The sequence below is a fragment of the Nonomuraea sp. NPDC050536 genome (assembly GCF_044457685.1).
In the GTDB taxonomy this organism is placed as follows: domain Bacteria; phylum Actinomycetota; class Actinomycetes; order Streptosporangiales; family Streptosporangiaceae; genus Nonomuraea.
The window spans coordinates 460995-480173 of record NZ_JBITHD010000005.1; the positions used below are offsets into that span (position 1 = coordinate 460995).

General features: G+C 69.2%; 18 protein-coding genes. 4 read left to right on the forward strand and 14 right to left on the reverse strand.

Annotation, left to right across the window (positions count from 1 at the left end):
- The first annotated feature begins 84 nt into the window (after window positions 1-84).
- Together ACIBHX_RS18170 and ACIBHX_RS18175 are read left to right on the forward strand one after the other, a co-directional pair.
- Window positions 85-1479, forward strand: a complete 1395-nt coding sequence (locus ACIBHX_RS18170; protein WP_397068244.1) for a xylan 1,4-beta-xylosidase — start codon at window positions 85-87, stop codon at window positions 1477-1479.
- 62 nt (window positions 1480-1541) lie between these two features.
- Window positions 1542-1964, forward strand: coding sequence for a nuclear transport factor 2 family protein (locus ACIBHX_RS18175; RefSeq protein ID WP_397068245.1), 423 nt, complete (start codon window positions 1542-1544; stop codon window positions 1962-1964).
- A 7-nt stretch (window positions 1965-1971) separates the two neighbouring features.
- Here the strand turns inward: ACIBHX_RS18175 and ACIBHX_RS18180 are convergent, their stop codons facing one another.
- Complete coding sequence (locus tag ACIBHX_RS18180; RefSeq protein ID WP_397068246.1) at window positions 1972-3399, reverse strand: PLP-dependent aminotransferase family protein; 1428 nt, start codon at window positions 3397-3399, stop codon at window positions 1972-1974.
- A gap of 296 nt (window positions 3400-3695) precedes the next feature.
- Between ACIBHX_RS18180 and ACIBHX_RS18185 the strand changes: the two genes are divergently transcribed.
- Window positions 3696-3836, forward strand: coding sequence for a hypothetical protein (locus ACIBHX_RS18185; protein ID WP_397068247.1), 141 nt, complete (start codon window positions 3696-3698; stop codon window positions 3834-3836).
- Window positions 3837-4040: 204 nt separating this feature from the next.
- On the opposite strand, the gene ACIBHX_RS18190 is transcribed toward ACIBHX_RS18185, so the two are convergent.
- Window positions 4041-4391 carry a hypothetical protein gene (locus tag ACIBHX_RS18190; protein ID WP_397068248.1) on the reverse strand — a complete coding sequence of 117 codons (351 nt, stop codon included), beginning with the start codon at window positions 4389-4391 and terminating at the stop codon, window positions 4041-4043.
- Window positions 4392-4404: 13 nt separating this feature from the next.
- Window positions 4405-5289: an EamA family transporter gene (locus ACIBHX_RS18195; protein WP_397068249.1), complete on the reverse strand. Its 885-nt coding sequence runs from the start codon at window positions 5287-5289 to the stop codon at window positions 4405-4407.
- A gap of 80 nt (window positions 5290-5369) precedes the next feature.
- Here ACIBHX_RS18195 and ACIBHX_RS18200 point away from each other — a divergent pair, with 80 nt between their 5' ends.
- A complete protein-coding gene (locus tag ACIBHX_RS18200; protein ID WP_397068250.1) occupies window positions 5370-5870 on the forward strand; it encodes a MarR family winged helix-turn-helix transcriptional regulator in 501 nt (166 codons plus the stop codon).
- 4 nt (window positions 5871-5874) lie between these two features.
- Here the strand turns inward: ACIBHX_RS18200 and ACIBHX_RS18205 are convergent, their stop codons facing one another.
- The 11 genes from ACIBHX_RS18205 to ACIBHX_RS18255 form a co-directional block, all read right to left on the reverse strand.
- A complete protein-coding gene (locus ACIBHX_RS18205; RefSeq protein WP_397068251.1) occupies window positions 5875-7080 on the reverse strand; it encodes an RNA polymerase sigma factor in 1206 nt (401 codons plus the stop codon).
- A 4-nt stretch (window positions 7081-7084) separates the two neighbouring features.
- Complete coding sequence (locus ACIBHX_RS18210; protein ID WP_397068252.1) at window positions 7085-7447, reverse strand: YciI family protein; 363 nt, start codon at window positions 7445-7447, stop codon at window positions 7085-7087.
- A 10-nt stretch (window positions 7448-7457) separates the two neighbouring features.
- Window positions 7458-8660, reverse strand: coding sequence for a DUF418 domain-containing protein (locus tag ACIBHX_RS18215; RefSeq protein ID WP_397068253.1), 1203 nt, complete (start codon window positions 8658-8660; stop codon window positions 7458-7460).
- 69 nt (window positions 8661-8729) lie between these two features.
- Window positions 8730-11567: a hypothetical protein gene (locus tag ACIBHX_RS18220; protein ID WP_397068254.1), complete on the reverse strand. Its 2838-nt coding sequence runs from the start codon at window positions 11565-11567 to the stop codon at window positions 8730-8732.
- A 92-nt stretch (window positions 11568-11659) separates the two neighbouring features.
- A complete protein-coding gene (locus ACIBHX_RS18225) occupies window positions 11660-12976 on the reverse strand; it encodes a lipopolysaccharide biosynthesis protein (RefSeq protein ID WP_397068255.1) in 1317 nt (438 codons plus the stop codon).
- A complete protein-coding gene (locus ACIBHX_RS18230) occupies window positions 12969-13763 on the reverse strand; it encodes a polysaccharide deacetylase family protein (protein ID WP_397068256.1) in 795 nt (264 codons plus the stop codon). The genes ACIBHX_RS18225 and ACIBHX_RS18230 overlap by 8 nt, the downstream gene beginning before the upstream one ends.
- Window positions 13760-14689: a glycosyltransferase family 2 protein gene (locus ACIBHX_RS18235; protein ID WP_397068257.1), complete on the reverse strand. Its 930-nt coding sequence runs from the start codon at window positions 14687-14689 to the stop codon at window positions 13760-13762. Before ACIBHX_RS18235 ends, ACIBHX_RS18230 begins: the two co-directional genes overlap by 4 nt.
- 16 nt (window positions 14690-14705) lie before the next feature.
- Window positions 14706-15539: a glycosyltransferase family 2 protein gene (locus ACIBHX_RS18240; RefSeq protein WP_397068258.1), complete on the reverse strand. Its 834-nt coding sequence runs from the start codon at window positions 15537-15539 to the stop codon at window positions 14706-14708.
- Between the two features lie 157 nt (window positions 15540-15696).
- Entirely contained in the window at window positions 15697-16824 is a 1128-nt protein-coding gene (locus ACIBHX_RS18245; RefSeq protein ID WP_397068259.1) for a GNAT family N-acetyltransferase, read from the reverse strand.
- Complete coding sequence (locus ACIBHX_RS18250) at window positions 16821-17198, reverse strand: hypothetical protein (RefSeq protein ID WP_397068260.1); 378 nt, start codon at window positions 17196-17198, stop codon at window positions 16821-16823. Before ACIBHX_RS18250 ends, ACIBHX_RS18245 begins: the two co-directional genes overlap by 4 nt.
- A gap of 294 nt (window positions 17199-17492) precedes the next feature.
- Window positions 17493-19154, reverse strand: coding sequence for a sigma-70 family RNA polymerase sigma factor (locus ACIBHX_RS18255; RefSeq protein ID WP_397068261.1), 1662 nt, complete (start codon window positions 19152-19154; stop codon window positions 17493-17495).
- Between the last annotated feature and the right edge of the window lie 25 nt (window positions 19155-19179).

A 19179-nucleotide genomic window follows, 5' to 3' on the forward strand; every position in this document is an offset into this window, starting at 1 on the left:
CGACCGCAAGTCGGATGCAAGTCGGGCGGATACGGTTGTCAAGGCCAGGCGAGGTGCCTGGCCTTTGCTTCGGATGGAGGTCCGGTGATTCCGACCGATGGTCGACATGCCCGCAGGCGTTCACCGTGGCCGATTGCCGTCGGAGCGGGCATCCTCGCCGTGCTGCTGGTCGTGGCGATCATGGTCTACACCGGGCTCAAGAAGAGCTCCCAGGGTGACTTCCGGGGCGGCGAGGTGGCCAAGGTGGGGCCCACGGAGCCGGCACCCTCGCTCGAGCCGCCGCCCGCGGTGGAGAGCTGGCCGCGCTGGGGCGTGACGCACACCCAGTACAGCGCGGACAACGAGCCGCGCCAGGTCACCGAGCAGGCCAAGGGCGTGCTCGGCCGGGTGCCGATGCTGCAGAACCAGCACATCATGGGCTGGGGCGTGAACAACCCCGAGCCGAACCCCGGCCAGTTCAACTTCCACGATCTCGACCGGCGGCTGAAGTTCATGGCCTCCTCGCGGGCGATGCCGGTCGTCACGCTGTGCTGCGCGCCCGACTGGATGAAGGGCGGGCAGCCGGGGCGGACCGACTGGAGCAAGAATCCGACGGTCGCTCCCAAGAAGGAGAACTACGACGACTTCGCCAAGCTGGCCGCCCAGGTCGCCCGGCAGTACCCGACGGTCAAGTACTACCTGGTGTGGAACGAGTTCAAGGGCTTCTGGGACCCCGCGACCAACCGGTGGGACGTCGAGGGGTACACCGAGTTGTACAACAAGGTCTACACAGCACTGAAGAAGGTCAACAAAGACATCCAGGTCGGCGGGCCGTACATCCCGGTCGAGAGCGACAGCCGCAAGAGCGCGTCGGAGATCAGCGGGCCCTGGGGGACGGTCGACCAGCGCGCGCTCGACGCGATCGAGTACTGGCTCGAGCACAAGAAGGGCGCCGACTTCATCGTCGTCGACGGCGCGTCGATGACCAACGACAAGGCCAACGTGCCCGACGACTTCAAGGCGCAGGCCAAGTTCGGCGCCATCACCAACTGGCTGCGGCAGAAGAGCAACGACATGCCGGTGTGGTGGGCCGAGTGGTACGTCGAGCCGGAGAACTCCGGCTGGAGCGAGGACAAGCGGGTCGCGGTGCAGGCCACGGCGATGATGGAGTTCGCCAGGAGCGGCGTGACGTCGGCGCTGTACTGGAACCCGCAGCAGAAGGGCGGCGGCGACTGCCGCGGCTGCCTGTGGACGCCCGGGCGCGGCACGGAGATGCCGATGGCGGGCCTGCTCAGCGGCTTCGCCAGGTGGTTCCCCGCCGGGGCGCAGCTCGACCAGGTGCAGGCCTCTGATCCACGGATCCACGTGCTGGCCCAGCAGCAGCAGCTGGTCATGGTCAACACCGCCGACACGGCCGTCACGGCCACGGTCGACGGCCAGCAGGTCACGCTCCGCCCCTACGAGATCAAGTGGTCCGGCCGCGGAGCGGGCCCCGGCTAGATCTCGCGCCTTGTCCGGATACGGCGAGTTCGTGGCGGTCGGGGAACCTAGGGTTGGCCGGTATGTCACAGGAGAACCTGGACGTCGTCAAGAACGCCTGGCGGGCCTTCGCCGGGCACGACGCCGCCGAGATCGAGCCCTTCTTCGCCGAGGACGCCGAGTGGCTTGCCCCGCCGGGCAACGCCACCGCCGTCGCGCTGGGAGGCCCCAGCCACCTGGTCGGCAGGAAGGTGATCGTCGACTTCATCGCCGTGGACTTCCTGCGCATGTTCGTCCGGGACGTCGCCATCGACTTCCACGGCATGTACGCCGCGGGCGACCGCGTGATCGTCGAGGAGACGATGACCGCCACCCTGGCCAACGGCAACGCCTACGCCAACGACTACTGCTTCGTCTTCGAGCTCCGCGATGGCCGGATCCACCGCGTCCGCGAATACATGGACACCGCCCGCGCTCACCGCATGGTCTTCGGCACCCCAGCCTGACCGGCGACTACCTCACAACGTTCTCTCGCTCCTGTAGAGCGCTGATGAGAGAACTGACGGCGTTGCCGTAGGCGTGGTCGGCCGGGGTCGCGTAGCCGATGGTGATGCCGAGCGGGGACTCTTCTGGCCGGTGATAGAAGGACGAGATGCCCTCGACGTAGATGCTGCGCTCCGCCAGGTGGGTGATGAGCTGGGCTTCCTGCCGTGAGTCTCCGGGCAGGCGGAGGACGGCGTGCAGGCCCGCGGCGATGCCGGAGAGCCGTCCGTGGGGCAGGCGCCGGGTGACGGCGTCGCCGAGCAGGTCCCGTCGCCGGCGGTAGCGGGTTCGGCAGCGGCGCAGGTGCCGGTCGAATTCGCCGGTCTCGATGAGCCGGGTGAGCACGAGCTGGTCGATGACGTTGACGTAGGACTCTTCGCAGCGCGTTGCCTCCTGGAGCGCGGCCATGAGACTGGCGGGCAGGACGAGCCAGGCCAGACGCAGGCCCGGAGCGATGGTCTTGCTGGCGGTCCCTGCGTAGATGACCCGGTCGGGTGCCATTCCTTGGAGGGCGCCGACAGGCTGGCGGTCGTAGCGGAACTCGCCGTCGTAGTCGTCCTCGACGATGAATCCGCCGGCTCGCCGTGCCCAGGACACGAGCTCGACGCGCCGGGCAGGGCTCAGCGTGACTCCGAGCGGATACTGGTGGGCGGGGGTGACGACGACGGCGGCGGTCTCGCGCGTGAGTTCCTCGACGATCAGCCCCTCGCGGTCGATCGGGACGCGGCGAACGCCGTGGCCCAGCTGTTCGGCGAGAACGGGGTAGTCGGGCTCGGTCGGGTCTTCGAAGGAGATCGTGGCGGGGGAGCCCACGTGGTGACGTAGGACCTGGCAGATCACTCGCAGCGCATGGGTGTAGCCCGCGCACACGATGATGCGGTCCGGTGTGGTGATGACACCGCGGGCCCGGCCGAGGTATTCCGCCAGCGCCTGCCGCAGTTCGAGGGTCCCGGCTCGCTCGCGGTAGCCGAAAGCGATGTTGGGGGCTGTCTGCATGACGTGCCGGGTGGCGGCGAGCCACTCGTGTCGCGGGAAGGCCGACAGGTCTGGAAAGCCCGAGCGGAGATCCACGCCCCGTACGGGCGGCAGGGTGGCGGGAGGGGGCGGTGCGGCTTCGACGGGGGGCGCGGTGGGCTGCGGGGCTACGCGAATGCCCGACCGCGGCTTCGACTCCAGATATCCCTCGGCGATGAGCTGGTCCAGGGCCTGGGTGACGGTGCCGCGTGCGACTCCCAGATCATGTGCGAGCGTCCGCGACGAAGGCAGCGGCGTTCCCGGCGGGAGCTGGCCCCGGCGCATGGCATCACGCAGGGCGTGTTCAAGACCGGCCCGTAGACCTGCCCCGGACCGGAGATGCAGATGGAGATCCAGTCCGCATCTGGACCACTGATCCTCCATAGATCTGGACTATATCCCTGCGCCAGATGCTTCCTAACGTGGGGGGTATGAGACATCTAGCAGCGGCCATCGGTCTCACGAACTACCTCATGGGGCCGCCACCTTCTCCGGAGTCGAAGCCGGTATCCGGCCTGTCGTGTGCGGATCGATCCTGCGATGAACGGCAGTGGGGTGTCGGCCAGTGGCTCAGAGGATGGCGCCGAAGCTGAGACCGCTGATCCCGCAGGCTGGGAAGTACCTGCTGAAATGCACAAGCCTTTACGGTTCGGGCTTCTCGGCGTACCTAGACTGACCCCATGGCCGCCACCGGGCAGCGCCGCATCACGCATGCGGAGACGCTCAAGGCGCCGGGGCATCCGCTCCGGAAGCTGTCCTTCGCGCGCGCGCCCTACCACCCCGGCAAGTTCGTGGTGTTACGCCTCCCCTTGCGACGCTGAAGACGCCAACGGCACCAGGATGCCGGACACTTCGGGGAGGCCGGGGGATGGATGCTGGCATGCACCTCTATATGCAGCAGATGCGGGCCGCCGAGCTTCAGGCGGAGGCCGCCAACTGGCGGCTGGCCCGCGAAGCGTCCGCCGCAGGGCGTTGGAGGGGCGCTCTGCGGCGGCGCTTGGGGTGGATGATGGTGGAGGTGGGACTCAGACTCGTGGCGTAGCGGGATCGAGCGGGCGCGCGGGCGTGCCCACCCGCGCCCGGAGGACGACCAGGGTCGTCAGGATGGTGAGGACCGCGCCGAGCCAGAGGACGCCCGTGAGCGTGATCGTGTCGACGACGATCCCGCCGAACAGCGCGCCCAGGGCGATGGCCAGGTTGAAGACCGAGGTGTTGAGGGCGCTGGCCGCCTCCGCCGCGTCGGGGGCGGCCTTGAAGATGAGCATCTGCACCCCGACCGGCACGCCGCCGAAGGCCAGGCCCCACAGCAGGACCAGGCCGACTCGACGGTGACCATGGCGAAGGTCCCGACGGCGACCGCGATGACGGCCAGCCATCCCCTGCGGCCGGTCACTTCCTGCTCCCCAGGGCCTGGCCGGCGACCAGGGCGCCGAGCGCGAGCGCGAAGCCGACCAGCTGCCACCCGGTGAGCGTCTGCCCCAGGATCAGCAGTCCGGCCAGCGTGGCGACCAGCGGGTTCGTCAGGCCGAGCAGCGACAGCGAGGTCGGCGCGAGCCGGTCGATGCCGCGGAACCACAGCGCGTAGGCCAGCGCGGTCCCGACGATCCCCAGGTAGGCGAACCCGAGCAGGTTGGTGCCGGTGATCGCGGCGGGAACCCCCTCGACCAGCAGGGCCAGCGGCAGCAGCACGACGCCGCCCACGGTCAGCTGCCATCCGGTCATCACCAGCGGCGACTCGGGCCGCCCCCACTTCTTGGCCAGCACGATCGCGGTGGCCATCAGCGAGGTCGCGATCAGCGACGCCGCGATCCCGAGCGGATCAAGCCGCGCAGCGGACGTCAACGTCAGCAGCGCCACACCGCCCGTGCCGGCCAGGGCGGACAGCAGGACGGCACGCGCGGGCCTGACCTGCAGCACCACCAGCGACAGCAACGCGACGACCAGCGGCTGCACGGAGCCGATCGTGGAGGCGACGCCACCGGGCAGCCGGTAGGCCGCGAAGAAGATCAGCGGGAAGAACGCACCGAAGTTCAGCATGCCGAGCACCGCCGACTTCCACCACCACGAGCCCTTCGGCAGGCGGCGAGCGAAGGCGAGCAGCACCAGCCCGGCGGGAAGGGCCCGCATCGTGGCGGCCAGCAGCGGCCGGTCCGGCGGGAGCAGGGTCGTGGTGACCACGTACGTGGTGCCCCAGCTGGCCGGCGCCAGGGCGGCGAGCACCAGGTCGCTCGCGCGGCGGGTGCTCTGGACCCGCGGAGCCGTGATGGTGGACATCCGGATCGCCTCTCATCGATAATCTCAACGTTGAGACAAAGTATCTGAACGTTGAGATTATTTCCATTGAGAGGATTCTCGTGGCCGACGCCGTCGATGAGCTGATCGCGCAGTGGGGGCGGGAGCGTCCCGACCTCGACGTGTGGCCGATGGGCATCGTGGGGCGAGTCTCGCGGCTGTTCCGGGTGTTCGACCGGCAGCTCAAGGAGTTCTTCAGCGAGCACGGGCTGGAGTACTTCGAGTTCGACGTGCTGGCCACGCTGCGGCGCAGCGGCCCGCCGTACGAGCTCAGCGCGGGCGCGCTGCTCAAGGCCGCGATGGTGACGTCGGGGGCGATCACCAACAGGATCGACAAGATGGAACGCAAGGGTCTCGTCGAGCGGACCCCCGACCCGGACGACCGCAGGTCGGTGCGGGTCCGCCTCACGCCGCACGGTAACGAGCTCGTCGACCGGGTCGTCGACCTGCACGTGGAGAACGAGAAGCGGATGCTCGCGGCCCTGGACCCCGAGCAGCGCGAGCAGTTCGCCGGCCTGCTGCGTCACCTGCTCGAAGCGGCCGGAGACACGTCCCTCACATGAGGGCTCACGCGAGGCGGGCGGCCCGCGCGCGCAGGTAGCGCTGCTCGGGCAGGCTGAGCGTGCCGCGCGCGGCCTGCTCGTACGCGCCGCGCGCCGCCTCGGGCGTGCCCGCCAGCTCCAGCAGGTGAGCCCGTACGGCATGCACCCGGTAGTGCTCCTGGAGCTCCACCCGGGACAGCTCCGCCAAGCCCGCCTCGGGCCCCTCCACCATGGCCAGCGCGACCACCCGGTTGAGCGTGACCATCGGGCCGGGCGCGATGTGCTCGAGCAGGTCGTAGAGCCCGAGGATCTGCGGCCAGTCGGTGTCCTCGGCCCGCGCCGCCTCGTCGTGCACGGCCGCGATCGCCGCCTGCACCTGGTAGGGCCCCAGCGGCCCCGAGGCGAGCGTCCTGGTGATCAGCTCGACGCCCTCGGCGATCGTCGCCGGGTCCCAGAGGCCGCGGTCCTGCTCGTCGAGCGGGATCAGCCCGCCGTCCTGGCTGCTCCTGGCCGCCCTGCGCGCATCGATGAGCAGCATGAGCGCCAGCAGCCCCGCCACCTCGTCGTCATCGGGCAGCAGGAGGCGCAGCTGCCGGGTCAGGCGGATCGCCTCCGCGGTGAGCTCGACCCGCTGCAGGTCCGCGCCCGAGCTGGCCGCGTAGCCCTCGTTGAAGATCAGGTAGAGCGCGTGCAGCACGGCCGCCATCCGTTCGGCCCGCTCCCCGGACGGCGGCAGCACGAAGCGCGCCCCGCTGTCCTTGATCCGCTGCTTGGCGCGGCTGATCCGCTGCCCCATCGTGGCCTCGGGCATCAGGAACGCCCTGGCGATCTCGCCGGTGGTCAGCCCGCCCACCGCCCGCAGCGTCAGCGCCACCTGCGTGGCCGGCGTGAGCGCCGGATGGCAGCACAGGAACAGCAGTGTGAGCGTGTCGTCCACGGCGGCCACGGGTTCGGGCTCCACCTCGACCATGGCCGTGCTCTCCTCGCGCCGCCGCCTGGCCGTCTCGCTGCGCCACGCCTCGATCCTGCGCCGGGCGGCGACCGTGATCAGCCAGCCCTTCGGATCGTCGGGCACGCCCTGCTCGGGCCACTGCGTGGCGGCGGCGAGCAGCGCCTCCTGCACGGCGTCCTCGCAGCCGGCGAAGTCGCCGAAGCGCCGGATGAGCGCGCCGAGCACCACCGGCGCCAGCTCCCGCGCCAGCCCCTCGAACCCGGCCGTCCCGGCCCTCACGCCGTCACGGCAGTTCGCGCACCGGCCGGATCTCGGCGGCGCCCGCCGCCACCTCCGGGATGGCGGCGGCGATCTCCACGGCCCTGTCCATGCTGTCCGCCTCCACCAGGTAGAAGCCGGCCAGCAGCTCCTTGACCTCGGCGAACGGCCCGTCGCTCGCCAACGCCTTGCCGTCGCGCACCGTGACGTGCCTGGCCTCTTCCTCGTCCATGAGCGATTCCGAGATGATCAGCTCGCCGGAGGCCGTGAGGGAGTCGTTGAGCTCGGCGTAGGCGCGGTAGGCGGCGGCCCGGTCGGCGTCGGTGAAGCCCTCCTCCCAGATCTTCCTGGTGGACGGGTTCCGGTAGATCAGGATCAGGTACTTCACCGCCGGCCTCCTAGACGGTCGTGGAGGAGTGGCGCGCCCGGTAGGACCCGGACGGCCGGTTCCAGTAGGTGAGGAAGCGCAGCAGCCACTCCACCGGCCCGTAGCGATGCCCTCTCAGCCAGAAATGGCTGTAGGCCACCTGTACCCCGAAGATGCCCACCGCGATCACCACGAGTATCGGCGGGCTCACCTGGTCCACCAGGGCCAGGCCGTACCCGGTGAAGATGAGTGAGCAGAGCAGCGACTGCCCCAGATAGTTCGACAGCGCCATCCGCCCGGGCGCCGCCAGCATCGCGCCCACCCGCGGGATGTAGGGCAGCAGCCGCAGGAACGTGGCCGCGTAGGCGGCGGCCAGCAGGGGAGCGGTGACCAGGTCGACCGCCTGCCCGAGGAACTTGTGGAAGGCGCCGTTCCACGCCGACTGCGTGTAGAAGAAGGCGCCGGCGACGCCGACCGTAAAGCCGACCCACTGCAGCCCGCGCAGGGCCCTGGTGTGCGCGCCCAGGTCGCGCAGCACGCCCAGCTTGCCGATCGCCAGCCCGATGAGGCAGGCGGCCAGCACGGCGGGCCCCTGGAAGAAGACGCGCAGCAGCACGATGAGCGACAGCTTGCGCAGGTGCTCGGCGATGATCTGCAGGGCCGAGCCGTCCATCGCGGCGTCGGACTTGATCGCCTCGGCGGTGCCGTGCGAGACCGTGCCCGCGGTCTCCAGACCCAGCATCGACAGTACGGCCAGCAGCACGAAACCCAGCGCGAGCAGCGAGGTGAGCCCGATCGCGAGCATCACGGCGGTCTTGGGCTTGATCTTGCGCAGGATCAGCAGGGCAAGCCCGACGAAGGCGTAGGTGGTCAGGATGTCGCCGGGGAACAGCAGGATCGCGTGCGCCAGGCCGAGCAGGAACAGCCCGGCCAGGCGGCGCAGGAACATCGGCACGAACGCCTTGCCCTGCCGTACGGCGGAGTCCAGCTGGAGCGTGAAGCTGTAGCCGAACAGGAAGGAGAACAGCAGGTAGAACTTGTTCTCCAGGAACATCGTGACCGTCCACCGGACGACCCAGTCGATGGGTGAGTCGAACGCGGGCTCTGCCAGGCCCGCCATCCGGTAGCCGGAGGCGAGGTAGGCGATGTTGACGACGAGGATCCCCAGGAGTGAGAACCCGCGTAACGCGTCAACCGACGTGATCCGCGATGCGGCGAGTCGCCCATCCGCCATAGTGCGAAGTGTCTCCTGTGTCGTCATCAGCGAACATCATCCCGCATAACCTTAGAGGTTCCTGTGAATTTAGTGATTTAGGGCGATATAGATGAATCGCTCGATGATCACCGCGAGCGCTATCAGGAAAGCCGGTATCGCCACGTACAGCAGGCGCCGCCGGGCACGCGGCGCGCGTCCGGGACCGTGCAGCCGGATCACCTCGTGGCCGAACAGCGCGATCCACGTCACGGCGAGCGCGGCGACCCCCACGGGCGTCCACGGCGTGGTCGGGTCACCCCGACCCTTGTAGGGCTGAGGATCGGGGATCTCTGTGCCCTTGACGAACTTCTTCCACGTGTAGAGCGCCGCGTCGGCGTTGGAGAAGACCTTCTTCACGTCGGGGGAGGCGTCCAGCGCGGCCCTGAACTTCTCGCCCCAGCCCTCCGGGAAGCCCTCGTTGAGCTGCAGGTAGCTGACCTGCCCGCGGCTGACCACGAGGTAGGTGTTGCGGTCGCGCGCCTTGAGCGCCTCGATCGCGTCCTGGACCTGGGTCGGGTCCTTGTTCACCTTGGCCTGGCCGTTGAAGTTGACGATGTCGACGTCCTTGGCGCCCCACGGCAGGGTCGGCGTGACCTCGGGACTGGCCTTGGGGACCAGGTACAGCACGCGGGCGCTGGGCTTGTCGTGGTCGTAGACGTAGTTCATGGCCGCGATCTCGCCGGTGGTGACGCGCTCGAACTTCTCGTTGCCGTAGCGGGCCAGCAGGAACAGTCCCGCGAACAGCACCGCGATGCAGGCCGCGAGCACCACGGAGAGCTTCTTGGTCAGCTGCGGGTTGAAGCGCACGTTCCGCCTGCGGATGGGCACGGTCTCGTCCCGCACGTCGGCGCTGTCGGCCGGCAGGTTCGGGAAGAACGCGTACGCCGCCAGCAGGCAGGAGCCGGGCAGCGCGAACATGTAGACGCGCAGGCCCATCTCGCCGCCGTAGCTCTGCAACCCCATCGCCAGCACGGGTATGCACAGCAGGATCAGCACCATCCGGTCGTGCACCCCGCGCCGCAGCCGCCTGATCAGCCCGATGGCGGCCAGGGACAGGATGATCACCAGGATGCCCAGCCGGGCCTTCAGCACCACCGCGTGGGCGGGGTCGCTGCCCTCGATGCGGCCGCTGGAACTGCTGACGAAGTTCTGGATGAGCCGGCCGAACCCGCCGAAGATCGCGTCGATCTGACCGGCCCAGAACCCGACCGTCTGGTAGCTGATCCAGGCCAGCACCACCAGGCCCAGGAAGAACGGCAGTGCCCAGGTCAGCCTGGTCCGCTTGAACAGCAGGCACGCGGTCAGCACGCCGAGCATCATGAACGGCGTGATCTGGTGCGAGGCCGTCGCCGCGAAGAACAGGGCGATCAGCAGCATCAGCATCAGCAGCCGGTCGGCCCGGTAGGTCCCGGTGTTGGCGATCTCGCCGGGCGTCATCCCGTCGAGCCTGGCCAGCAGCCTGCGGATCTTCCCCTTCTCCGGCAGCGGCTTGGTGCGCTGCTCGACCCGGCCGAACCAGCGCATCAGGATTGCCACGAACGCCAGATAGAGGGCGAAGGTGAAGCCCTGCGGCGAGAAGTAGTCCTGGCCGATCCACTGCACCAGGATGAACAGCAGCGCCGCGAACCACCGGGCCCGCGTGGTGGCCACCATCTGGCGCAGGATCAGCACGAACGGCAGCAGGTAGAGCAGGTTCGACAGCAGCGGCGTCCACTGCAGGATCGGCGTCAGGTCGGTGATCCCCGCCGCCTTCGTCACGAAGGCGAACAGCGCGAAGAACCCGGGCCAGCCCATCCGGGCGTCGATGTTGATCGCGGTCTCGCCGGACCTGCCGATGAACTCCACGAACCCGGCATGGATGTACGCCGTGGGGAAGCGCGGCTCCGTGGCCACCAGCGCGCCCGCGCCGTGCAGGGCGAACGTGATGGCCGCGATCTGGAACAGCAGCAGGAACTTCCTGTCGGTGCTCTGGGCCACGGTGACGAAGAACGACACGATCATGATGAGGATCGCCGCGAACGCGCTCAGCGGCATCGCGGCGATCAGGCCCAAACCGTTGATGTCGTTCGGATCGATGCCCCGCAGCGGGCCCGGCGCCACCTTCAGCGCCAGCACGTACATGATCAGGCCCTCGAGCGTGAGCAGCACGGGCAGCCAGTTCGGCGCCGCCGGCACGAGCTGCGCGATCCTGCCCATCAGCCCCCCGGCCTTGGCCGGGACCGGCGTCTTCGGCGCGGGCTTGGCCGGCCGCGCGGGAGCCGCCGGCGCGGGGGTCGCCGCACCCTGGGGCGAGGCGGCAGGCTCGGCCGGGAGCACGAGCTTCGCCAGCCCGGAATCCCGTGCTGTCCTGGCCGCGGCCGGACGCGTGGTCTCGCTCGCGGGCTTCGCCTCGGCGGAAAGCTTGCTCGACGGCTTGGCGTCGCCGGAAGGCTCGGCCACGCTCGACGGCTTCGCCTCGGCCGCGGGCTTGTCCTCGGCCGGGGGCTTGCGCTCACCGGAAGGCTCAGGACGCCTCACCGCGGGCGCGGTGACGTCCGTGTCCGCGGCAGCAGCCTTGTCGTCCTTGTCGTCCTTCTCGTCCGGTACGGCGGGCGTCTTGGGCTCCGCATCGGCGGCCGTCGGAGGGCCGCCGATCTTGACGACGAACGACGCGGGCAGCCGCTGGGTGGTCGTCGTCTCGTCGTCGTCATCCTCGTCGTCGTCCGAGGCGGCGCTCGAGGCTTCCGACGAATCCGACGTGTCCGAGGAGTCCGACGAATCCGAAGGCTCCGAGGCGTCCGGAAGGTCAGGGGTGTCAGGGGTGTCCTCGTCCGGTCCGGACGACTCGTCCGGCTTCGGCAGCGACAGCCGGGGGATCACCCCGGTGGCCTCCGGATCGAAGGGCACGTCTGACTCCTCCCCTGTCTCCCCTCGCACCCCGGAGGAGCCCGTGATCCCCGTTGTCATGCCATCGCCGTCCCGTTGCCTCACGTTGACCATCATGCGGCCCCGGGTGACCCCTGAGTGACGCTGGGCTGCCCTGTTTCGCCAAATTTGAGAAGTTTGCGTAGTCCGGGAAAGATGAAAGCCGCCATCAGCAGCTCGCTCAGGAGCACGCCGTACCCGACCGCGTTGACCTTCGCGAGGGGGAACAGCGACACCGTGGAGACCAGCACCAGCCCGGCCAGCCCGATCTGGATCGTGGCCAGCCTCTTGGCCAGCTTCTGGGCGCGCAGCGTGCTCAGGTAGACCTCGATCAGCACCCGCGGGAAGACCGCCAGCGCCATCAGCCGCAGCAGCGTCGTGCCCTCGGCCGCGAACTCCTTGCCGAAGATCGTCAGGATCAGTGGCGCGGCCACGATCGCCACCACGATGCACGGCGTGATGAGCAGGAAGGCCCGTTTGAGCGCTCTGCGGCTGTTGGCGGCCAGCCTGCTCCGGTCGAAGGAGCCCTCGGCCGTGAGCGAGGCCGCCATGTTCATCGCCAGCAGCTCGATCATGCTGGCCAGCGTGTGGGCCATCGAGAAGCGCCCGAACGTGGCCTCGCCCACCTGGGTCGCGATCACCACGGGCACCAGGTACACGATGGCCATCATCGACAGCTGGCCGGGGAAGTCCCCGGCCAGGAAGCGCCCCACCTCACGTAGTTGTGGCGGCTCCCGGTCGCCGGAGTTCTCCCTGACGTACTTGGGTACGGCGTAGCCGAAGATGAACCAGTTGACCGGGATCAGCGCCAGAGCCGTGGGCACGATCCAGGACACGAAGATGCCACCGGAGGGCAGCGCGCCGGCCATGGCGACCAGCAGGCCCATCTTGACCACGCCGAAGACCAGGTTGTTCAGCGGCACCCAGGTGGCCTTGCGCAGCCCGACGAGCACGTAGTCCTGCAGCGTGAACACCGCCCACACCAGGACCGAGCCCAGGAAGAACAGCCCGGGGCCGAACCCGCCGAGCGCCTGGTAGGTCTTGCCCCACATGGGCAGCGTCAGCAGGAAGCCGACCGCCGCGGCGCCGCCGGCCCCGGCGGCCACGCCGTACCCGCGCAGGATGAACTCCGGCGTGCGGCGGCCCGCGATCGGCAGGAACGTGACGATCGCGCCCTGGAAGCCGAGCGCCATCAGCGAGGCGAACAGCCGCATCGCGGTGATCGTCGCCTGCCCGCGCCCGAACTCCTCGGGCGAGAAGAAGTGGGCCGCCAGCAGCCAGTAGCCCATGCCGAGCGTGGCGGTGATGACCGTGTTGGCCATCAGCGCGTAACCGTTGCGGAACAGCGGGTTGCTGAGATCGTGCAGGATCCGCTGCCAGAGCCTAGACATTCCCGCGCACCCGCTGCAGGCCGTACCTGGTCCGCCTGACGACCGCGTACCCCTTGGTGAGGATGCGCTCGCGCAGGTAGATCAGAGGTACGGCGCTGCCCTCGACGGCGCGCATGAACATGCTGATGGTCGTGTGGCGGGCGACCGTCAGCCGGGGGATGGCGAGCATGTCGTGGCGGTCCGCGGCGATCATGTTGTTCACGGCGCACGCGGCGAAGTAGCCGGCCCTGCGCACCTCGCGGCGGACCCTGGCGCTGGAGTAGCCGTAGGGGTAGGCCATGGTGGCCACCGGGGCGCCGATTCTCTCCTCCAGCAGGCCCTTGTTCTTGCGCAGCTCCTGACGCAGCTCCTCGGTGCGGAGCTGGTCGAGCTGCGGGTGGCTGTGGCTGTGGCCGCCGAACTCGATGCCGGTCTGTGCGGCCTCGCGGGCCTGGCCCCAGGACAGCATGGCGTCGAGCGGCCGCCCGGCCGCGTCGCCATCCGCGTCGGCCACCCAGCCGCTGGTCAGGAAGACCGTGGCGGGGAAGTCGTAGCGCTCGAGCAGCGGCAGTGCGGCGCTGTGGAAGTCGGCGTAGCCGTCGTCGAAGGTCACCACGATCGGCTTGGGCGGCAGCGCGCTCTTGTTCACCGAGGCGACCAGGGCGCCCAGCGTGAGCGGCGTGAACCCGTTCTCCGACAGGTAGGCCAGCTGCTCGGCCAGGTCGGACGGCCTGACCGAGTGCGGCTTGGTGTCCTCGTTCGGCCGGTCGCTGACCGAGTGGTACATCAGGATCGGTACGCGGGTCATCGCAGCCTCCAGGATCCGACCACGTAGCCCCAGGTCGTCCAGGCCAGGCCGATCACGATCGCGGCCGCCCTGCCCAGACCTCCGACGTCGCCGCGGAACGCCTCGCCGACGCCGCGCAGCGCGCCGAGCGGCAGGGTCTTCATCGCGTGCGCGCGCTCGCTGGCCAGCCCGTCCTGCGACCCGACCTCCCGCGTCACCAGCGCCTTGGACAGGCCCTCGGCATAGCAGCGGGAGCGGAAGTAGGCGAAGCGCTCGCGCTGCCTGGGCACCTTGTGCCCGATCACGGCGCTCGGCTGGAACAGCATGACCGCGCCCGGCTTGCGCTGGCTCAGCCGGATGCAGAACTCGGTCTCCTCGCAGCCCAGCGGCCGGGACTTGCGTCCCTGCACACTGCGGCCGATCCCGCTGTGGAAGCCGCCGACCTCGGCCACGACCTCCCTGCGGAAGGCGGCGTTGCCGCCCATGACGTTGCGGATGGGCGCCTTGACCGCGGGCATGCCGCGGTAAGTGCACCCGACGGTCCAGTCGAACTCGTAGGGGAACCACCGCGGCCTGCGCTGGGACGCCCAGAGCGGATCGGTACGACCGCCGACGCCGACGACATCCGGATCCTGGAAGCCCTCCTCCAAAGCCTCCAGCCAACCGGGATCGGCGACCGCGTCGTCGTCGAGGTAGGCGACGATGTCACCGGTGGCCACGTCGGCCCCGGTGTTCTTGCCGCCTGACAGGCCCTGCTCGTGAGTGTTCTCCACCACGATGGCCTGCGGATATGCGCGCTTGAGTTTCAGATGCAGGTCTGGGTTGTGGTCGACCGCCAGAATCAGCTCGTACGGCGGGCGGGTCTGGTTTCCGACCGATTCCACAGCCTGTCTGATGTCCTCCCAGCGCTCCTCGGTGTAGACGCAGATGACGACGGACGTGTTCACTTCACTGGCCTTCGGATTAAGCGACGCCCCGGTCGGCGGCGGGAGCGGCGGCTGGCTCGAGCTGCACGGGCGCCGGCTGCCGGCGCCACTCGCGCAGGATGGTGTTGAGCACCCGGAAGCCGTCGCGGACGGCCCGCAGGTTGCTCTCACCGTGGATGCGGCAGCGCTCGTGGCTGGGCACCTCGTGCACCTTCAGCCCCGCCTTGGCGGCCCGCACGTTCATCAGCGTCTCCACCTCGAAGCCGTCGCAGTCGAGGTCGAGCACGTCGAGGTGGCGGGCCCAGAAGGCGTTGTAGCCGTAGCACAGGTCGGTGTACTGCGTGCCGTACATCAGGTTGACCAGGCCGGTGAGGACCTTGTTGCCGAAGCGGCGGCTGAAGGTCAGGTCGTCGCTGCCGCCACCCGCGGCGTAGCGCGAGCCCTTGACGAAGTCGGCGCCGGTGACCAGTGCGCCGACGAACGCGATGATCTCGTGACCGTCAGTGGAGCCGTCGGCGTCGATCATCACGATGATGTCGCCGGTGCAGGCGGCGAAGCCGGCCGCCAGGGCGTCGCCCTTGCCCTTGCCGGTCTGCGTGACGATCTTCACGTTGGGGCGCAGGCGTTTGGCCACCGCGACGGTGTCGTCAACGGACCTGCCGTCCACCAGGACGATCTCGTCGATCCACTGGGGGAGTGTGGCGAAGACGTGCGGGAGGTTCTCCGCTTCGTTCATCGCCGGCACAACGACGCTCACCGTTGGAGAAATGGCCAGGTGAGGCGTGACGGGGGTGAACCGCTCAATCGGCGGCATCGAGCGCAGCGCTGCGCTGATGACCTTGCCGTTGGGCTTGGTGATCTCGGGACTCATGGTGAGGGAAATCCTTCCGGGACCCCACCGCGAGCAACCACCCCGGGGTGCAGAGGGAATGGCGGATGCGGAGAACGGTGCATTGGAGGGTCCAATGAGGTGAGGGTGTGGGTGCTGTGGCTGTGCTGCTGTTACTGCTGGGACGAGGGTGGAGCGCTCAACGCGCTCCTGTTGGTTCCTTGACAACCGGGTCGGGTGACTCTTGGTGCAGAGAGGTGCGCACCCGACCGAAGCCCTTGAGGACACGATCGGCCGCTCTATAGAGAGACGGTCGATCCATGACAATTGTTCGGGCTTTGTTGAAAGGAGTTCTTCCCATCCAGTGCACCGCCGCCGCCGCGGACGGTCTGGAGATGCGGCCCTCGGCGACGTACAGGACTCCGCTCTTGAGCCAGTCCTTGTACTCCTTGCCGCCCTTGCCCATGTCGACCATGTGCAGGCCCGCGCCCGCAGCGGCCTCGGCCATCTGCAGGTGGTGGACGATGCCCGGGGAGTAACGGGCGTACTCGGTGTCGTAGGCGGGAAACCACCCGACCAGGGTGGTGGCCGTCCGCAGTCCGAAATGGCCGGCGACTGGGACGTCCCCGGCGTACAGCATCGTCAGGACCCCGGAGAAGTCGGGCGTGCTGAGCCCGTGCATCTCCTCGATCAGCTGGACGATCCACGGCTGGGCGAAACGGTCCACCCTGCCGGTACGCCGGTACTGGTCGGATTTCCAGGTGAGCAGTGTGTCGAGCACCTTCTTGTCGGCCGAGGCCCACGCGAAGCGCAGGTCACCCTGCTCCCTGCCGAGCTTGCGCTCCTTGTAGCGCACGGTCTTCAGATTCTTCGGGGAGTTGGCCTTCACCTGGTCGATCCAGGCCTCGAAGCCCGAGGTGAAGTCCATGACCGGCGCCGGGCGGACGTCGGTCTCGTACTGGGCGAACGTCGGCTGTCCCGCGACCAGGTGATCGAAGTCGAAGACGCTCAGCTTGCACGCGCGAAGCAGCGCCTTGGCGTCGATCTTCAGGTCCGGAATTGAGATCAAACCGTGACACGTAGTAAGGAAGCCGCCCAGCGGCTTCCCGATCCCAAAACTGTGCCTTTCGTAGGGGAAGAAGCCGACTATCCGGTTTGCGTCCTGGATGACCGCCACCCTCACGTAGTCGCGCAAGCGGTCCATCGCCAGGGCGAACTCCACCGAAAGGAACGGGTTGTCCAGGCTCGGGTCGGCTTTCTGTAGCTCCCGCCATCGAGACCGTTCGGAGTCTCCGAGCTCCCCCGGGCGAACGACAGTGATGTTCACCTTGCCCTGGCCCCCTGTTCGGTCTGCATGTTCTTCCCCCGGTACAACACGCGAAGCACGTACATGAACCCTCCGAGCACGGCGACGGTAGCCACGCCGGCCCTCGGAGACCACGCGTGGAAGAGCAGCATGGCCTGGGCAAGGAGAACGTTCAGCACGAGACTTGCCGCGGCTCCTACTGATAGTGCGGCAAGCGGGTCACGATCACGCAACAGTCCGACGACCGCCGCACCAGGGACGACGAGTAGGAACAGCGAGATCAGAACCGGGCGCAGTGGCGTCTCGATGTCGAAGAGCGCGATCACCGCACCCGCGATGCACGCGAGTGCGAGCAGCCACGTGAGCGCTTTGAACGCTCTGCGGTGCTTGAGCATCTACTGTCTCTCTCCTGGCTCCTGGCAGACTACGGGCACGATTGATCGCATTGTTCATGGGACCAATCTGCCCCCGGGCACGTCAATGCCGACGCTTGGAGTCACGCTCTGGTTTACCCAGGAGCCGATTTTTCTCGTGTGTCGATAAACACACCGTCAAGACCCAGGCCCAAAGCGATCCCCAAGCACACCAGGATGCCCTATATGTGGGTGGATCTTCGAGTCAGGGTCCGTTTTATCCCCGTTTGTCACTCTAGTAATAGCTGGCACCAGATCTTGTGTGATGTTGCTCTCTCACGACCCGAGGGGCTGCGAAGCGGTGCTGCTCTCACCGCCGGAGGGCGGGGTGTCGGTCGGCGTCGCCGACGGGGAACCGGGGTCGTCGGTGGGCGGGTTCGACGCCGGCGGCTGGTGGCCCTGCCACGACAGCGAGCAGCTGCCGCCGCCGCCGTTCGAGGCGATCGACACCGAGCCGCTGCCCGCCTCGTTCGGGTCGTTGGCCGTCACCCAGATCGCCACCGAGCCGCCGGCCTTGATCGTGCCGCCGGCCGGGAAGACGTCGAGCCCCGCGCTGGAGGTCGCGCTCCAGGTCACGCTCGCGTTGCGGGCCGCGAGCCCGATCTTCGCAGCGCCGTCGAGCGCGCCCGGGCACGACACCGCGAGCTTGGCGCCCGGCGGCGGGCGGCGCCGGGTGGCCGTGGGCGCCGGGGCGGCCGGCCGGGTGGTGGCGGCTGCGGGCGCGGGACGGCCGGTGGTCGGCGCGGCGGTGGGCACGGTGAGTTCGGTGGTGGGTTCAGTGCTGGGTTCTTCGGTGGGGTCGTCGGCCGGCTGGGTGGCGGTCTGCAGCTCAGGCTCGGTGCTGGTGGCCGTGGCCGACGGGGTGGGGGCCAGGTGGAGCGCCGCCTCGGTGCCGTCGGCGCCGCGGTTGAGCATGACCACGGTGCCGGTGGCCGCCAGTACCGCGATCCCGGACAACAGGACGGGAGCCAGCCTGCGCCGCCTGCGCCGGGGGTGCCCGTCCAGCTCCAGCCGGTGGGCGCCGGTACCCAGGTCGAGCGCCGCCGTGGGATCCCCGCTCTCGCGACGCCTGGCCGTACCGCGGCGGCGGGAGCCGTTGGACTTGGTTGGGGCGGGGAAGCCGGTCCTGTCGAAGCTGTCGCTGCGGTCGGTGATCAGGACGCGGGTCTGGTCGGAGTCCGGGTTGCCGCAGGTGTCGATCACCCGGCGGCGCAGTGAGATCGGCGGGAAGGCCACCGGCACCATGTCGAGCAGCCTGGCCGCCGAGACCTGGCGGTGCCGTCCCTCGGTGCACACCTCGCACCCGCTGATGTGCCCTGACAGGCGGCGCCGCAGCAGCGGGGTGAGCGGTCCCTCCCACGAGTCGACCATGGCCGACAGGTCGGGGCAGTGCGCCCGGCCCGTCCTGGCCAACACGACGGCGGCGGCCGCGTTCTCCAGGTGGTCGCGGGCCCGGCCGAGGCGGGCGGCGGCCTGGCGGGAGGTGAGCCCCAGCACGCCGCCCACCTCTGCCGGGGTCAGCCCGTGCCGGACCGACAGCTCGAGCACTTCGCGCTCGTTCCTGCTCAGCTCGCCGAGCGCCTCGTGCACCAGCTCGGCCAGCTCAGGGTCGTCCGGGTCGTCCAGCACGGGTGGCGGCAGGCCGTCGTCGTCCTTGCGGCCGAGCCTGGCCATGGCCTGGAACCTGGTCAGCGCGTACAGCCACGACCGCAGCCTGGGGCTCTCCTTGAGCCGGTCGACCCGGCCCTGGGCGGTGACGATCGCGTCGTGCACGGAGTCGGCCGCGCTGTCGCGGTCCCCGGTCAGCGAGCAGGCGTAGTCGTGCAGGCGTTCGGCGTAGGCGTCGTAGAGCCTGGCGGGGGCGTCGGGGTCCGCACGCCGCAGGGCGTCCGCCAGCTGGTGGTCGTCGGCGCGGTCGACGGTCGGCCATCCGGGCACGGATCTTCCCTCCCCGCAGGTGTGA

Bases quoted from the DNA above. Each gene is read 5' to 3' on its own strand.
- ACIBHX_RS18175 (WP_397068245.1), top strand. From the start codon at position 1,542: ATGTCACAGGAGAACCTGGACGTCGTCAAGAACGCCTGGCGGGCCTTC.
- ACIBHX_RS18180 (WP_397068246.1), bottom strand. From the start codon at position 3,399: ATGGAGGATCAGTGGTCCAGATGCGGACTGGATCTCCATCTGCATCTC.
- ACIBHX_RS18185 (WP_397068247.1), top strand. From the start codon at position 3,696: ATGGCCGCCACCGGGCAGCGCCGCATCACGCATGCGGAGACGCTCAAG.
- ACIBHX_RS18190 (WP_397068248.1), bottom strand. From the start codon at position 4,391: ATGGCTGGCCGTCATCGCGGTCGCCGTCGGGACCTTCGCCATGGTCAC.
- ACIBHX_RS18195 (WP_397068249.1), bottom strand. From the start codon at position 5,289: ATGTCCACCATCACGGCTCCGCGGGTCCAGAGCACCCGCCGCGCGAGC.
- ACIBHX_RS18215 (WP_397068253.1), bottom strand. From the start codon at position 8,660: ATGGCGGATGGGCGACTCGCCGCATCGCGGATCACGTCGGTTGACGCG.
- ACIBHX_RS18225 (WP_397068255.1), bottom strand. From the start codon at position 12,976: ATGTCTAGGCTCTGGCAGCGGATCCTGCACGATCTCAGCAACCCGCTG.
- ACIBHX_RS18230 (WP_397068256.1), bottom strand. From the start codon at position 13,763: ATGACCCGCGTACCGATCCTGATGTACCACTCGGTCAGCGACCGGCCG.
- ACIBHX_RS18240 (WP_397068258.1), bottom strand. From the start codon at position 15,539: ATGAGTCCCGAGATCACCAAGCCCAACGGCAAGGTCATCAGCGCAGCG.
- ACIBHX_RS18250 (WP_397068260.1), bottom strand. From the start codon at position 17,198: ATGCTCAAGCACCGCAGAGCGTTCAAAGCGCTCACGTGGCTGCTCGCA.